14 protein-coding genes are annotated in these 15,370 nt (G+C 68.2%); 12 read left to right on the forward strand and 2 right to left on the reverse strand.

Annotated elements, in window-relative coordinates; translation table 11 throughout:
• The first annotated feature begins 93 nt into the window (after positions 1 to 93).
• Genes OCS65_RS15355 through OCS65_RS15365 form a run of 3 tightly spaced genes read left to right on the forward strand, consistent with a single transcriptional unit; the run spans position 94 to position 2,883 of the window.
• On the forward strand, positions 94 to 765 hold the full coding sequence (locus OCS65_RS15355; protein WP_050035252.1) for a hypothetical protein: 672 nt from the start codon (positions 94 to 96) through the stop codon (positions 763 to 765).
• Complete coding sequence (locus OCS65_RS15360) at positions 758 to 2,113, forward strand: glutamine synthetase family protein (RefSeq protein ID WP_050035251.1); 1,356 nt, start codon at positions 758 to 760, stop codon at positions 2,111 to 2,113. Before OCS65_RS15355 ends, OCS65_RS15360 begins: the two co-directional genes overlap by 8 nt.
• The gene (locus OCS65_RS15365) at positions 2,110 to 2,883 is read left to right on the forward strand and encodes a gamma-glutamyl-gamma-aminobutyrate hydrolase family protein (RefSeq protein ID WP_050035250.1); all 774 of its coding nucleotides are present in this window, start codon (positions 2,110 to 2,112) and stop codon (positions 2,881 to 2,883) included. Before OCS65_RS15360 ends, OCS65_RS15365 begins: the two co-directional genes overlap by 4 nt.
• 67 nt (positions 2,884 to 2,950) lie before the next feature.
• Here OCS65_RS15365 and OCS65_RS15370 read toward each other — a convergent pair whose 3' ends face one another.
• The gene (locus OCS65_RS15370; protein ID WP_050035249.1) at positions 2,951 to 3,631 is read right to left on the reverse strand and encodes a TetR/AcrR family transcriptional regulator; all 681 of its coding nucleotides are present in this window, start codon (positions 3,629 to 3,631) and stop codon (positions 2,951 to 2,953) included.
• Positions 3,632 to 4,113: 482 nt separating this feature from the next.
• Here OCS65_RS15370 and OCS65_RS15375 point away from each other — a divergent pair, with 482 nt between their 5' ends.
• From OCS65_RS15375 to OCS65_RS15415, 9 genes are all read left to right on the forward strand, one after another.
• The gene (locus OCS65_RS15375) at positions 4,114 to 5,742 is read left to right on the forward strand and encodes a class I adenylate-forming enzyme family protein (RefSeq protein ID WP_185712754.1); all 1,629 of its coding nucleotides are present in this window, start codon (positions 4,114 to 4,116) and stop codon (positions 5,740 to 5,742) included.
• A 10-nt stretch (positions 5,743 to 5,752) separates the two neighbouring features.
• The gene (locus OCS65_RS15380; RefSeq protein ID WP_050035246.1) at positions 5,753 to 6,547 is read left to right on the forward strand and encodes an enoyl-CoA hydratase/isomerase family protein; all 795 of its coding nucleotides are present in this window, start codon (positions 5,753 to 5,755) and stop codon (positions 6,545 to 6,547) included.
• On the forward strand, positions 6,544 to 7,641 hold the full coding sequence (locus OCS65_RS15385; protein WP_407108172.1) for a Zn-dependent alcohol dehydrogenase: 1,098 nt from the start codon (positions 6,544 to 6,546) through the stop codon (positions 7,639 to 7,641). Before OCS65_RS15380 ends, OCS65_RS15385 begins: the two co-directional genes overlap by 4 nt.
• Before the next feature lie 44 nt (positions 7,642 to 7,685).
• Positions 7,686 to 9,143, forward strand: a complete 1,458-nt coding sequence (locus tag OCS65_RS15390) for an aldehyde dehydrogenase family protein (RefSeq protein ID WP_050035244.1) — start codon at positions 7,686 to 7,688, stop codon at positions 9,141 to 9,143.
• 112 nt (positions 9,144 to 9,255) lie between these two features.
• On the forward strand, positions 9,256 to 10,920 hold the full coding sequence (locus tag OCS65_RS15395) for a flavin-containing monooxygenase (protein WP_050035243.1): 1,665 nt from the start codon (positions 9,256 to 9,258) through the stop codon (positions 10,918 to 10,920).
• Positions 10,917 to 11,297: a hotdog fold domain-containing protein gene (locus tag OCS65_RS15400; RefSeq protein ID WP_050035242.1), complete on the forward strand. Its 381-nt coding sequence runs from the start codon at positions 10,917 to 10,919 to the stop codon at positions 11,295 to 11,297. The genes OCS65_RS15395 and OCS65_RS15400 overlap by 4 nt, the downstream gene beginning before the upstream one ends.
• Complete coding sequence (locus OCS65_RS15405; protein ID WP_185712753.1) at positions 11,294 to 12,592, forward strand: NAD(P)/FAD-dependent oxidoreductase; 1,299 nt, start codon at positions 11,294 to 11,296, stop codon at positions 12,590 to 12,592. Before OCS65_RS15400 ends, OCS65_RS15405 begins: the two co-directional genes overlap by 4 nt.
• 77 nt (positions 12,593 to 12,669) lie before the next feature.
• Positions 12,670 to 13,365, forward strand: coding sequence for a hypothetical protein (locus OCS65_RS15410; protein ID WP_050036361.1), 696 nt, complete (start codon positions 12,670 to 12,672; stop codon positions 13,363 to 13,365).
• Positions 13,362 to 14,708 carry a flavin monoamine oxidase family protein gene (locus tag OCS65_RS15415; RefSeq protein WP_144415024.1) on the forward strand — a complete coding sequence of 449 codons (1,347 nt, stop codon included), beginning with the start codon at positions 13,362 to 13,364 and terminating at the stop codon, positions 14,706 to 14,708. The genes OCS65_RS15410 and OCS65_RS15415 overlap by 4 nt, the downstream gene beginning before the upstream one ends.
• A 150-nt stretch (positions 14,709 to 14,858) precedes the next feature.
• Here the strand turns inward: OCS65_RS15415 and OCS65_RS15420 are convergent, their stop codons facing one another.
• A complete protein-coding gene (locus OCS65_RS15420; RefSeq protein WP_158507569.1) occupies positions 14,859 to 15,050 on the reverse strand; it encodes a hypothetical protein in 192 nt (63 codons plus the stop codon).
• Positions 15,051 to 15,370 lie beyond the last annotated feature (320 nt).

Consider the following 15,370-nt stretch of genomic DNA (forward strand, 5'->3'; position numbering starts at 1 on the left):
AGACGTTTGACTATGAGTGGTCACATTCCCACCGGGATCCGCTGCCGACGGTGTACCGCGCACACGATCTCGTCGAATCGAAAGGACAGAAGGATGACCGAAACGACGATCGTCCCCGCGACACGCGGGGACGACGCGGTCGGCGGGGTCGACATTCGGATCGAGGACGATGCAAGTCCGATCGTCCGGCTGATCGGTCGGACCATCTCCGATTCCGTCCGCGCGGACGGTGCGGACGCCGTGGTGGCGGGGGTGGCAGGCACAGTCGCCGTCCGCTCCCACGACACCCCGCAGGCTGCGACGATCCGCATCTCGGACGGTGTCGTCGCGGTGTCGAGCGGTGTGTTCGTCGAGCCCGACCTCGCTTTGACCGTCGACCTGAACGCGCGGCTCGCCCTCGTCGGCGCGCCTGTTGTCGCAGGCGACGGTGATTTCCCCGCCAGGGCGCTGGCACTGCTGTCGCCGCCGCTACCGGACTGGCGGGTCGCCGCGGAGACGTTCTGGGCCGCGGCCCGATCGATACCGGGGATCCCCGACGTGCTCGTCGCCATTGCCGACGGCCCCGACGGTGTGGCCCAGCTGGTCGTCGGCGAGGGCGAGACCCACTATGCGATCGCCGGCCCCCCGGAACTGCTGGCCGGCATTTTCACGGGCGCCGACGACCTGATCGCCGCCCTGTCGACCGGTCTGATCGGCGTGCGCGGCACGCTCTCTCAGCTGTCGGTGCTGGTCGCCGCATCCTGGAAGGTTCGTTACGATGTCTGAAATCGCCGCCACCGCAACGGACCGCGACGCCGTCGTCCACACGGTCCGTCTCGAGGCCACCAATCACGATGGCTCGTTCCTCGGAAAGAGCTTGGCGCCCAAGAAGTTCGCCGCGGGCGCGGCCTCGGGCTTCGCGTTCGCCGATCTGCTGTTCGGTCTCGACCTGGGCAACGCGCCGACGTTCGGATTCGCCTACCCCGACTGGCGTGGGCACCTCGCCGACCTGCAGTTCCGGCCCGACATGTCGACCCTGGTGCAGTGGGAACCGGGTCTGCAGTCCGTGATCGGTGACTACTGGCAGGCGGACGGCACCCCGGTCGGGACCTGTCCGCGAAATCTGGCCCGAAAGCTGGTCGACCGACTCGCAACACGCGGTTTCACGGCCACCGTGGCGGTGGAGATCGAGGCGACCCTGTTCGAGGAGTCCATCCACGAGGCCCGCGCCAAGGGATATCGCGACCTGACCCCGCTCGGTGGTTCCGCCGGGACCGCGTATCACCTGGCGAAGTCGAAGGACTGGGTCGACTACATGTCGGCGGTCTCCCGTCGCCTCGGCGAGATCGGCATCGAGTGGGAGGCGTGGAGCGACGAGGATGCGGCCGGCCAGGTCGAACTCAACCTGATTCCCGGTGACCCGATCTCGGTCTGCGATGCCTGGGCTCGCACCCGGCAGGTGATGCGCGAGGTGGCCTTCGAACTCGGTCACACCGTGACCTTCATGGCCAAGCCGACGGCCGGGTACGGCCAGGCCTCGCACGTCAACCTGTCCCTGCAGCGCGACGAGACCAACGCGTTCTACGCCGCGGACGGGCCGTCGTCGACGATGCGGCATGCGGTCGGCGGGCTCCTTGCGACGATGCGGGGTGCGACGTCGATCATGCTGCCGCAGATCACCTCGTACCGCCGCCTGGTGGACCTGAGCGGGCCGCCCACGACGGTCACGTGGGGCATCGGCAACAAGAGCACCGCGGTGCGCGCGGTGTGCGGACACCCGGCGTACTCCCGCCTCGAGTACCGCGTTCCCGGCGCCGACGCGAACCTGTACCTCGCGGTCGCGGCCATTCTCGCCGGGGTGATCGCCGGCCTCGACGGCGCGATCGAGCCGCCCGAGCCGGTCACCGACATGGCGTGGTGTGTGCCCGACCTCGAGCGGTTGCCGGACACCATCACCAAGGCGGCCGCCGCTCTCGAGATGGACCCGATCCTGCGCGAACAGCTCGGGGACGAGTTCGTCGACTACTGGGTGGGCACGCGCCGCTGGGAGTGGATGCAGTTCCACACCACGGGCGGCGATCCGTTCGCCGAGCTCTCCGAATGGGAGTCGGCGCGATACTTCGAGTTCCCGTGAGCGCGGGGAACGCGACACCGGGCACCGTCCGGCCGCTGATCGGCATCACCGGCCGGCGGTTCCGGCTGGGGCTGGTGGGCGGCCTGGACCAGCGCTACGGTCACCTGTTCGCTGACGCCTTCATGTCCGACTTCTCGGACCGAATTGCCAGGGCCGGTGGGATTCCGGTGAACCTGCCCTACGATGCCGACTCTGAGGCACTGTGCCACTGGCTGGCGGGCGTGGTCGTCACCGGCGGCCAGGACGTTCACCCCGCGTGCTGGGGTGGCGATCTGTCGGTGGTCGGCGAGGTGGATCCGCGGGACGATCCGATGGTCCACGACCCCGACCGGGACGCGTACGAGATCGCGCTCGTGCATGCCGCACTTGCCAGAGACATCCCGGTCCTCGGGGTGTGCCGGGGCCTGCAGATCCTGAACGTCGCCCTGGGCGGCACGCTCATCGCAGACCTTCCGCCCGGCTCCGTCGAGCACCTGTCGGGTTCGGGCCCGCTCACCGACGGTGCCGACGACCACAAGGTGGCGTTCGCGCCCGGCTCGATCGCGGAACGACTGTTCGGCGCCAGCGCTGTGACCAACTCGTGGCACCACCAGGCGGTCGAGCGCTGCGGTACCGGCCTGGTGGTCACGGGGCGCACGGCCGACGGCGTCGTCGAAGCGGTCGAGCTGCCGGGCTCGGCGGTGCTCGGTGTCCAGTGGCACCCCGAGTGGATGGAGCGCGACGATCCGGCGCTGAGCTGGATCGTCGCCGAGGGCAACCAACGGATCTGACCCGGGAAAGACTGTCGGCCGCCACCGAAAGATGGCGGCCGACAGTTGTCCTTCGGTCGGCGCGGTATCAATCCACACTCACCCAGGACACGAGCGCACGCACGGTTTGCTCGGGCGAAGTCTTCGAGGCCCGGACCGGCGGACCGGCGGCCTCGCCGAGGTGTGCGGCCATCCAGGCGTCGAGCACGCCGAGGACCACGTCGATCTGTGGCTCCGCCGCTGTGCGGTCGGTGAACACCAGCCAGTTCAGCGCGAATCCGTCCGACAAGACGGACACGATGTAGGTCAGTTCGTCGAGGGTTTTCGGGTCGACCGACTGATCTGCAGCGGCCGCGGCGGCCTGGAGGATCGGCCGCATGGTCGCGAATGCTTCGTTGTACACCATCTCGGCCTGGTTGTCCTCCTGACGTTGGGCCCAGCTGATCAGCTCGACGATCGCCGCGCCGAAGTCCGGATTCGCCACGTACCACTCCAGCAGGCCGCGCAACAGAGTGCGCGCGGTGGTCGCCACATCGCCACGGATATCGTTGTGCGTCAGCACTTCTCGGTATCGACTGGCGACGTGATCGAAGACCGCCGCGAACAGCGCCTCCTTCGTGGCGAAGCAGTAGTGCAGCGTGGCCAGCGGAGCGTTTGCCTCCTGTGCGATGCGGCGGGTGGTGGCGCCGTCCACCCCGTGGGCGGCGATCATGCGCACGGCCGCCGCCACCAGTTCGGCGCGACGTTCAGCGGCGGGAATGCGAGCCATTCGTGCCTCCTGGCGAATCAAATACGAACGAATGATCAAGTCAATCCGACGCTACCAGCCCGATCTGCTCGGGCGCGCCGACTACACGTCCATCGACGTCGGCCTCCTCTCGGTGCGACCCGCACCCGAAGAGCAGTGGGAACGATCGAATGAGCACGCTCGGCCAGAGTGGGGCGATCGGGCGGGTCAGTCCAGCAGGAGCCGTCTCACCAGCGTAGTGATCACCTGGGCCGCGGCGGGGCCGAAAGAAATAGCCGTGCCGGCCGGTCCGGCCAGCAAAAAGAGGCACCCGACATCTTTTACAGTCGTTCGTATTGATCATATGACCATGTTCTTCTACACTATGACGGAACCCACAGTCCGGCGCCGTCCGCGATCGGAGGGTCCCAGGCCACGCGCTCATCGCGGATGCGCCCTCACGACATGAGCTCGGAAGCTGCACCCCGCATCAGCGCCGCATCACACCCGACAGCCCGAAGAGGATGACCATGACCGGAGTCGAAGCAGTTCGACCAGAACGCGCGCCCACCCTGACCCGGATGGCGCAGGACCCGCCGATCGGCAACCTCGTCGACCTGCTCGCGACTCGAGCTGAGCGTTCCGCAGACCGGGAGTTTCTCCGGTTCGGCGACGAATCCTGGACCTTCGGCGAGGTCGATGAGTGGACGTCCAGACTGGCCCACCGACTGATCGACAAGGACGACGTCCACGTCGGTGACCGTGTCGCGATCATGCTGCCCAACGTGGTGCAGTGGCCCATCGCCTGGCTCGCGATCCTCAAGGCAGGCGGCGTCGCGGTGCCGGTGAACTCGTCGTATCAGCGCGCAGACCTCGACTTCGTGCTCCGAGACTCCGGCGCCCAGGTGATGGTCACCGACGCCGCCCACACCACGCTCGCCGAAGAGGTACGCGCCGCGAACGGCGATCTGACCGAGGTCCGGATCGTCGAAGCCACATCGTGTGACGAGCTCGCGCAGTATCCGGCCGACCGGCCGCAGGTCGCCATCTCCGGCGAGACGCTCGCCAACCTCCAGTACACCTCGGGGACCACCGGATTCCCGAAGGCGTGCATGCTGACCCACGACTATTGGGTCCGGCTGGGATGGGTCTGCGCGAGCGCGGCGGACCTGGGGGCCGACGACGTAGCACTCACCTCGCAGCCGTTCTCCTACATGGACCCGCAGTGGAACACCTCGTTGTGCCTCACGATCGGCGCGCCGCTGGTGGTGCTCCCCCGATTCTCCACCTCGGGTTTCATGGCCGACGTCCGCCGACACCGGGCCACGTTCTGCTACGTGCTCGGCTCGATGCCCACGCTGCTGTTCAAGCAACCGCCGAGCCCGCAGGACCGGGACAACGACCTGCGCCTCGTGCTGTGCTCGGCCATCCCCGTCGCGCTGCACGCGCAGCTCGAACAGCGTTGGGGCGCACCCTGGCGGGAGATCTTCGGGATGACCGAAAGCGGGGTCGACCTGGTCAGCCTCCCCGAGGACACCGCGGACGTCGGCGGTGGGCGGCTGGGGCGGCCGGTTCCGACCAAGCAGGTCCGGATAGTCGATCCGCAGGGCCGAGAGGTTGCCGAGGGAGAATCCGGTGAGCTGATCACCTCCGGCCGACCGATGATGCTCGGCTACTGGAACCGGCCCGAAGACACCGCGCAGGTCCTGCGCGACGGCTGGCTGCACACCGGCGATGTCGCGGTCCGCGAGGAGGACGGCTACCGCCTGGTGGGTCGGGTCAAGGACATGGTCCGCCGCGGCGGGGAGAACATCGCCAGCGCCGAGGTCGAACGCGTCCTCGAACGCGACGACACCGTCGTCACGGCGGCGGTGGTCGGCGTCCCGGACGAGCTGTTCGGCGAGGAAGTCAAGGCCTTTGTGCAGCTGGCTCCCGGCGTGGAAGAGAGCCGCGCGACGGCAGAGCGAATCATCGGCGGCACGCGAACCCAACTGGCGCGGTTCAAGATTCCGCGCTACGTCGAGTTCGTCGCCGATCTTCCGCGCACCCCGTCCGAGCGTGTGTCCAAGCCGGCGCTCCAGGCACGGTCCGCCGAGCATCCCGGCACCACCTACGACCTGCAGCCGCCGCGCACCGCCGGCAACGGCAACTGAGGAACCGGACATGACCGACAACTACCTGGACACCCACCTCGACCACGACGTCGCGGTGCTCACCCTGAACCGCCCGGCGAAGCTGAACGCGATGACCGTGGCCACGCGGGTGCTGCTCGCGCAGACGATCCGCCGGTTCGGAACGGGTGAGCTCGTCCGCGGGATCGTCCTCACGGGCACCGCGCGGGCTTTCTCCGCCGGTGAGGACCTGCAGACCGTGCCGACCGGCTACGACGAGATTCGCGAGGCCTTCGCGACTTTCCACGACATCACCCGCGCAATTCTCGAGACGAAGGTTCCCGTGATCGCGGCCGTGAACGGGATCGCGGTCGGCGGCGCCTCGGAGGTCACCCTGTGCTGCGACTCGCGGATCGGCACCCCCGAGGCCGAGTACTTCCAGCCGGAAAACCACCGCGGAATCATCATCTCGAACGCCTCGAGCGTCCTGATGGGCCGCCTGGTACGCAACCACGCGATGCGCATCATCCTCGGCTCCGAGCGGATCGGCGCGGACGAAGCCCTGCGGATCGGGCTGCTCGACGAGATCGTGGCCCCGCAGACATTGCTGGACCGCGCGGTCGAAGTGATCCGGCAGTGGAACTGCGATCCTCGCATCACCGCACTGCATCTGGGTCTGCTGCGGCCGTGCCCGGAAGACATCGAGGCCGCGTTCGCCCGCGAAGACGACGCCGCCCGCCAGGCCTGGGAGTCCGGCGCCTTCACCGAGGGCATCGGGAGCTTCTGGACATCGAAGAACGCGGCGCCGTCGGCGCCCGCACAGAGCACTCGAGAGCGGAGACGATGATGATCACCACCGAAGCAGCACTTCTCACCGCGGTGAACGAACCGCTGGAGTTCACCGAGATCCGGGTCGACGACCCGGAGCCCAACGAAGTCCGCTTGGCGGTCTCGAATGTCGGCCTGTGCCACAGCGACCTGCACTACATGACCGGAACCGTGGGCGCCGACCTGCCCGTGGTGGTCGGGCACGAGGTGGCGGGCGTCGTCGAGTCGGTCGGCTCCGCGGTGACCTCGTTGCGTCCGGGCGACCGCGTCGTCGGTGCCCTCACGCCCTCGTGCGGGTTGTGCCGCAACTGCCAGGCCGGGCACTCGACGCAGTGCCAGCGTGTCCGGCAGATCCGGCAGCGGCCCCGCCCCGCTTTCCAGCTGCCGGGAGGTCAAGTCGTCGAGCGGCTCGGCGACGTCGGCGCGTTCTCCCGCCACACCCTGATGCGGGAGAACGCGCTGGTGAAAATGCCCGACGAGGTGGGGCTGCACGTCGGGTGCCTGCTGTCGTGCTGCATCATCACCGGCGTCGGCGCCGTCTTCCGCGGCGCGCAGGTACGCCCTGGCGCCACCGTGGCCGTGATCGGCTGCGGCGGTGTCGGGTCCGCCATCATCCAGGGGGCGCGGCTCGCCGGTGCCTCGGCGATCGTCGCCGTGGATCTCGACGATGCCCGGCTCGCGGCGGCCCGTACATACGGTGCCACCCACGTGGTGAACGGCGCAGTCGATGTCGCCACCGAGATCCGGAAGACGCTCGGCGACGGCGTGGACTATTCGTTCGAGGCCGTCGGTTCCGCGCGTACCGCGGCTACCGCACTGTCGGTCCTGCGGGCCACGGGCACCGCATGCCTGGTCGGCATCGCCCCCGACGGCACCGACCTCACGGTGCCGGCCTCGGACTTCTTCTTCGGGGAGAAGCGCCTCATCGGCTCCTACATGGGCTCGGGCCACGCCCGCGAGGACATCACCCAGTTCGCCCGTCTGTACCTGCAGGGCCGCCTGCTGCTCGACGAAATGGTCACCGACGTGATCCCGTTCCGCGAGATCGACAAGGGCTTCGAGGCGATGGGGTCGGGCGAGGTGACCCGCATCGTCGCCGACCTCACCGTGTGAGCACACCGGCCCCGCCCCCACCGACGCACCGAAGGAAGCCGCAGATGTCGAAGCTGCACCTGCCCCAGCCGACCAACTACATCGCCGACGAGTGGTCCGAGTGCCGGACGATCCCGGAGGCGTGGAATCTCGATCCCAACACCGGCCAACCCGTCCACCGCGCCGTCACCACCAGCTCGGACGATGTGGAGCGCGCACTGCGCCATGCCGAGCGGTCCTACGGCTTCCGACGCTGGGATGACGCGGCGAGCGAGGAACGCGCGGCGGTCATCGAGCGTGCGGCCGACGTCGTCGAGGCCCGGATCGAGGACATCGCCCGGACCGATGCTCTCACCAGCGGCGTCCCGATCGCACAGGCTCGGATGGTCGCGCAGTTCCTTCCGCACCGGATCCGCTCGTCGGCGGCGGACCTGCGCACCATCCCGCGTCGCACGGCGTTGGAGGCCGGGGGCCGCGACGTGCGGCTGTACAAGGTTCCGTGGGGCCCCGCAGCCATCCTCACCCCGTGGAACGGCCCTAGTTTCATCCCCGCCGCGAAGATGGTGAGCGCGCTGGCCGCCGGCTGCCCCGTCATCCTCAAACCGTCCGAGTACGCGCCGAGCAGCGCCCAGATCGTCGTCGAGTGCTTCGTCGAGGCCGGCCTGCCCGACGGTGCGCTGCAGCTCGTCCACGGCGCGGGCGACGTGGGCGCGGCACTCACCGGCGATCACCGCGTGAAAATCGTCTCGTTCACCGGCGGCCCGAACGCCGGCCGCGCGATCGCCCGCGCGGCGGCCGAAGACTTCAAGGTGCTCCAGCTCGAGCTCGGCGGCAACAACCCGGCCCTCGTGCTGGACGACGCCGACATCGACGTGGCCGCCGACGCGATCCTGGACGGGATGACCAAGCTCAACGGTCAGTGGTGCGAGGGCCCCGGAAAGGTGCTGGCGCACAAGAGTCTCGTCGAGCCGCTGCTCGACGCGCTGCTCGATCGGATCTCCCGTATCGACATCGGGCACTCGCTCGAGGAGAACACGCAGCTGGGTCCGATCTCGAACGCCCCGCATTTCGCCACGCTGCAGAGCCGGATCGACGAGCTGCGGGCCCACGGTGCGAGCATCCATCAGCCCGCAAAGCTGCCCACCCTCGACGGGTTCTTCCTTTCGCCCACCGTCGCGTCGGGAGTCGACGCGTCGGTGGCGACCGCCGAGTTGTTCGGGCCGCTGATCAGTCTGCATGCCGTGGAGTCCGATGAGGACGCTTTGCGCGTTGCCAACGCCGACCCCTCGGGTCTCGACGCGTACGTGTTCGGCGGCGATCTGGACCGCGCGATCGAGGTCGGATCCCGGGTGCTGGCGGGTGAGGTGCGTGTCAACGGGGCCAAGATCGCCGATCTCGCCGACGGCTCGGCCCAGAGTTTCTGGGGTACTTCCGGAATCGGCGGTCACGCCCCCGGGGAGTCCGTCCGGGTGTTCTGCGGCGACCGCGTGGTCGGCGTCGACGCACCCGATTTTCCGATGTAGCGACCGCGGCTGCATTCGCCACACCCCTCGACTGTGACCGGGACCACTGGTCTACTTCTTCTAAGTCATTTGATCCAGTCATTTGACCGTTTCGATGAAAGCGACACATGCCATGAACCCCACCCCCTCCTCGACGACCGCGGTCGTCGATGTCATCGGTGTCGGCGCCGGATTCTCCGGGCTCTACCTCTCCCACCGGCTCACCACCGCCGGGTGGACCTTCTCCGGTTTCGAAGCCGGCCGCAGCGTCGGCGGCACCTGGTTCTGGAACACCTACCCGGGGGCCCGCTGCGACGTCGAGAGCATCTACTACTCGTACTCGTTCGACGAGGCACTCCAGCAGGAATGGACGTGGAGTCAGCGATTCGCGCCGCAGGCCGAGATCCTCGGTTACATCAACCACGTGGCCGACCGCTTCGACCTGCGCAGGCACTTCACGTTCAATACCCGCGTGGTCGGCGCGAGATGGAACGCGGCCGACCGGCTGTGGGAGGTGCAGCTGGACAACGGCGAGACCCGCCGCAGCCGCTACGTGATCTCGGGCGCCGGCGGTCTGTCCACCCCCAAGGACTTCGACGTGCCGGGCCTCGAGAACTTCACCGGTCTCCAGGTGTCCACCAGCCGGTGGAACATCTCGCTCGACGACCTCGCCGGCAAGCGTGTCGCCGTGATCGGCACCGGATCCTCGGGCGTGCAGGCCATCCCCCTGATCGCACAGGTCGCCGAGCACGTCACGGTCTTCCAACGTACCCCGAATTACGTGATGCCGGCCCGCAACACCGACCTCTCCCCAGCGCAGATCGACTCCATCAAAAGCAACTACCCGACGATCCGCGAGGAATGCCGGCACTCCCCCGGAGGCATCCCCGATCGTCCCGCGGTCGACAGGGCCTTCGACGTGTCGGACGAGGAGCGTCAGCGGCGCTACGAGGCGGCCTACGAGCTCAGTGGATTCAACGGCGTCGGTGCCGAGTTCGCCGACCTGCTCACCGACGTCGAGGCGAACCGGACCGCGTCGGAATTCATCCACAACAAGATCCGGGAGATCGTCAAGGATCCGGCCACCGCCGAACTGCTGGTGCCCAAGTACCACTCTCTAGGCGCCAAGCGCAGCTGCTTCGGAACGGACTACTACGAGACCTTCAACCGGCCCAACGTGTCGTTGGTGTCGCTGCGCGACGAGCCGATCGAGACGATGACCACGAACGCAATCGTCACCTCGACGGGGACGTACGAGGCGGATGCCGTGGTGCTCGCCATCGGGTTCGACGCCTTCACCGGCCCGCTGTACGGGCTGAACCTCACCGGTGCCTCCGGCCGGAAACTGCAGGAGGCCTGGCACGACGGTGTCCGCACGTACCTCGGGATCATGACCGCGGACTTCCCCAACTTCTTCATGGTCGGGGGCCCGCAGAGTCCCGCGCTGGCGAGCAACGTGGTGATGACCATCGAACAGGCCGTCGACTGGATCGCAGACCTGCTCGAGCACACCCGCGACTGCGGCGCCACCGTCGTCGAGGCCACCGCCGAGGGCCAGAACGACTGGGTGAACATCACCGAGGAGACCGTCGCTGCCACCCTGTACGCCACCACCGACTCGTGGTACCGCGGCTCCAACGTCGCCGGCAAGCCCAACACCTTCATGGGCTACGTGGGCGGCGTCGGCAAGTACCGCCGCATGTGCACCGAGATCGCCAAACGCGGCTACCCCGGCATCCAGCTCGACGGCGAGGCACAGTCCCGCCACCTGGGCCCGATCCATCAGGAGATCTCGTGAGCACGGCAGTCCACCGACGCTACGTCGCCTTCTCCGACGCGCACTACGCGGGCAATCTGGTCGACGGCGCCTTCGCCCTGAAGTTGTTCGGAGACGTCGGCACGAACCTGTCGATCGAGATCGACGGCCACGAGGGCCTGTTCGCCGGCTACTCGTCCGTCGAGTTCCTCGCCCCGGTCCGCGGCGGCGACGTCGTCGAGGCCGAGGCCACGTTGGTGAAAAAAGGCAACCGCAGCCGCACGGTCGACTTCGAGCTCCGGGTGATCTGCCGCGCGGCGGACGACTCCGGCCGGTCCGAGGTCCTCGAATCGCCGCTGGTCGCGGTGCGCGCTCGCGGCACCGCGGTCATCCCTGCCGGGAAGGAGCGAGCGTCATGAAACTGATCCACGAGACGGGTTGGGCCCCACCGCCCGCCACCGTCGCACCACCCCTGACCGGTGACATCGACTGCGATGTCGTGGTGATCGGAGGCGGCGGGGGCGGCATGTCGGCCGCCCTCCGCCTCGCCGAGAAGGGCGTCGACGTGGTCCTCCTCGAGGCACAGACCCTCGGCTGGGGCGCCAGCTCCCGCAACGCCGGATACATCACGAACTCGGTCGCCGCCGACCCGGAGCTGCTGGGTCTACTGCTCGAGGCTGAGCGATTGCGCCACCTGTACCGGTTCGCCGAGAACGCGGTGCACTTCGCCGAGGACGCCATCACCCACCACGGGATCGACTGCGGCTACCAGCAGGCCGGCATCGTGATGGCCGCGGTGTCCAAGGGGCAGCTGCGGCGCGCGCGCCGCAACGCGAAGGTCTTGGCCGAGGCCGGATCGTCGGCCGAGTTCGTCGAGGGTCGTGCCGCGGGCCTTCCGGACGGCTTCCTGGGCGGAGTGCGCGAGGGCGTCGGCGGCACGCTCAACCCGGGTGAGTTCGTCCTCGGCCTGCGGGCCGCGACGATCACGTCCGGTGTGCGCGTCTACGAGCACACCCCCGCCCGCGACGTCACGGACACCGGCGGCGGGGTCACCGTCGACACCCCGGACGGACGGGTTCGGGCTCGCAAAGCACTGCTGACCACGAACGCCGACAGCGCGGGCCTGTCCATCGCGCCGAAGAACCTCGCCACCCCGGTGTGGACCTCCCTGGTCGAGACGGAACCCGTCACCCCCGAGCGACTCGACGAGATCGGCTGGACCAGCCGCGCCCCGATGGTCACGCTGCACATGATCCTCGAAAGCTACCGCCTCACCCCCCGGGGCACCATCGTGTTCGGCACCCGCCGCCTACAGACCGGCCGGACCCCCCTCCCGGACCGCACCCCCGACCAGCACGTCGCCGACGACCTCGTCCGCGGATTCCACGAGCGATTCCCAGGCCTGCGCGACGTCCCGCTACAGCAGGCCTGGGGTGGCTGGATCGGCATGAGCTCCACGTGGCTCCCCGTCGCCGGCGAGGCCTCCGACAACGTGCTCTACTCGCTCGCCTGCAACGGCCACGGCTTCGCCCAGGCACAGTACGTGGGCCATCTGCTGGCAGATCGGATCAGCGGCGCGGCGCTGCACGACGATCTGGCGGCGATCTGGCACGGCCGCAAGCACTTCCGACGCAGCTTCGTCAGCGGCCCCGCCCTGTACGCAGGCTGGCTCGCCGATCGCGCCTCGGACCGCCTGGCAGCCCTGACGAAATAACAAATCGCCCCGACCCGGTTGCTCGGATTCTTCATCGCTCATCCGAACGGCTGATGTCATCACGCAAGGAGAAGGCCATGTCCATCCGAGAACTGCTCTTCGCGGCCGCGGACATCTGGATGATCACCGTCGGATTCACCTACGGAATCAAGTTCCTTCGGAACTACAAGAACTATCTGCTCGGCATCGAGTGGATCATCGTCGCGACGTCGGGTACGAACTTCCTGATCTACGGCCTCGTCGAGGCTGGTCACGACAGCCCGATGTACGCCGCCGCATACTTCCTGGACGCCTTCTCCCGGTCCATCGGTATCACGCTGATCCTGGTGCTCGGACTGATGAAGGTCACCCACCGGTACAAGCCGTCCGCGGCGGTGGACATCGGTGCGTTCGCTCTCGCGACCGTGGTGGGCATCGTCCTCAGCCAGTTCGCTGAGGAGATCGGCACCCCCGGCAAGATTTTCTACCTCGTGGCCAACGTGCTCACCACGATGTTCCTGATCTACTTCGTCCAGCGCCTGTGGAACATCGGCGAGCGTGGGCATGCTGTGTGGGCCGCCGTGGCCACCGCCTGCGGGTTCGTCATCGCCGCGACCTACGACTTCGTCCACATCTCGGGCGACGACGCGGAGCACACGATCTTCTACATCTTCGCCCTGTCCACCTGGGGCCTGCAGATGTTCGTCTACTACCGCGCCTACCGGGCGTTCGACGCCCACAACAAGTGCGTCGACGCCCAGGCGGTCAGCAGCGACGCTCCAGCCACGGCTTGAGCCACGAAGAGACCACCGAGGTAGTCGTCGTCGGCGCCGGAATGGCAGGTTTGACGGCGGCGACCACGCTGGCGCCGGAGATCGACGTGGTTGTGCTTGAGTCCACCGATCGCACGGGCGGGCGAGTCGAGACCGTGCGGCAGGGCGACTACTGGATCAATGTCGGCACCCAGTTCACCGAGGGCACCGGCACGCTGATCGATGCGCTCAACCGGCACGGCATCGAGATGGGTTCGCTCGCAGGCAAGAGCGTCGCGCTGTACCTGAACGGCGGGGTGATCGACACCTCGAATCCCGTCGCGCTCATGTTCCGCACCCGGATGACCATCCTGGACCGTCTCGGGATGGCCATGGTCGGTGCACGCATCCTGGCGGTGATGCCGTTCCTGGAGTCGCAGCGCCGGATCGCGCAACGGGTTCGCGCCAGGCTCGACACCACGCTGGCGTCGTACCTACTCACGGGAGTCCGGTCGGAGCTGGCCGCCGCTGTCGTCCGGTCGTGGTCGGCGCAGTGGATGGGATGCGAGGTGGAGGAGACGGCCGCCACCCAGTTCGTCACGTCGGTGGGCCTCGCGCTGGCCGACCCGGAGAAGATCCCGAACTTCTCGCTGCCGGTGGGTGGCAACCAGACGCTGACCGACGTGCTGACGGAGGATCTCGGTGACCGGATCCGGCTGAACTCGGCGGTGCACTCGGTGCGGCAGGACGGTGACGGCGTGGTCGTCGACTACCACGACGGTGACCGACCGGTGCGGCTGCGGGCCGAACGCGCGATCGTGACCACCCCCGCCGACATTGCCGAGCGGATCATCCCGGACCTTCCCCAGCAGCACCGGAACGCGTTCAACGACATCACCTACGGGCGGTACGTGATCGTCGGATTCTTCACCGACGAAGTCGGGCCGCAGCGCTGGGACGACCACCTCGGCATCTCTACGCCGCAACTGTCATTCCAGGCGATGTTCAATCACGCCGCGGCGATGCGGAGCGGCGGCGAGCGTAAACCGGGTGGCGCCCTGGCTTGTTTCGCCGGCGGGGCTCAGGCCGACTCTTTGCTCGACCTGCCCGACGAGGAGATCGTGGCGCGATTCGCCGAGGACCTACTCGCCGTGTTCCCCGAGCTGGAAGGGAAACTGGGCGAGGGCATCGTGCGACGTCACCGCCGGGTCGTGCCCTTCTGGGCGCCCGGGCGGAGGAACTCGCTTCCGACGTTGCGTGATCCGCTCGGACCCATCTACCTCGCCGGCGACTACCAGCTCGATCTGCCGTCGCTCGCCGACGCAGCCACGTCGGGCGAACGAGCGGCGAACGCCGTACTGGCGAATCTGAACCGACCGCGATAGACGAGGACCCGGCAGCCCAGCGTGATCAGTCGTTTCCCCAGACTCCCGGGGTGCGGGGTAGGTCGCCGACGAACCGCATCGGTTCGTCGACACCGCGACGGTTGGCTGGCGCAAGATGCCGCACTGCGGCGCTGGCGGCTGCCGCCGGGCTCAGTGCACCCGAAGCACTGTGCCGGCGTCGGCCAGCACGGCGCTGGCCTCTGCGGCGTCGGCGTCGGTGCCGGTCGGATCGAGATAGGTGCCCTCGCCATGTTCGGTGTCGGCTGTGGTTGAGGCGACGGCGCCGGTGTGGTCACGCTCCGCCACTGGGTCGGGGTGCCTCGGTGCGGGATCGAACGCCATCGACCACACGATCCAGCCCGCTCAGCGGCGGCGTGGATCCCGACCTGGCAGGAACTGCATCTACCACGACCGAAACTTCCACCTACCTGTGGCAATTGCGACGAGTACGGCTGGCTTCCCGACGACGAACTCGGCAGAGCGGTTCGCCGCCCTTGCCGCCGCACCGGATTCGAGCGGCCGGTAACACCCCTCGGAGTTCCGAGCGCACGCAGGCGCGCCGAACCTCGCTCCGCCCACGACCGCACGCACCGAATGCTGCGTGCGAGTAATGCGTGACGCGGAAGAAGCGTCCATTCGCCGTGGTCGTTCCGATGGATCCG

The sequence above is a fragment of the Rhodococcus aetherivorans genome (assembly GCF_025722975.1).
In the GTDB taxonomy this organism is placed as follows: Bacteria; Actinomycetota; Actinomycetes; order Mycobacteriales; family Mycobacteriaceae; genus Rhodococcus; species Rhodococcus aetherivorans.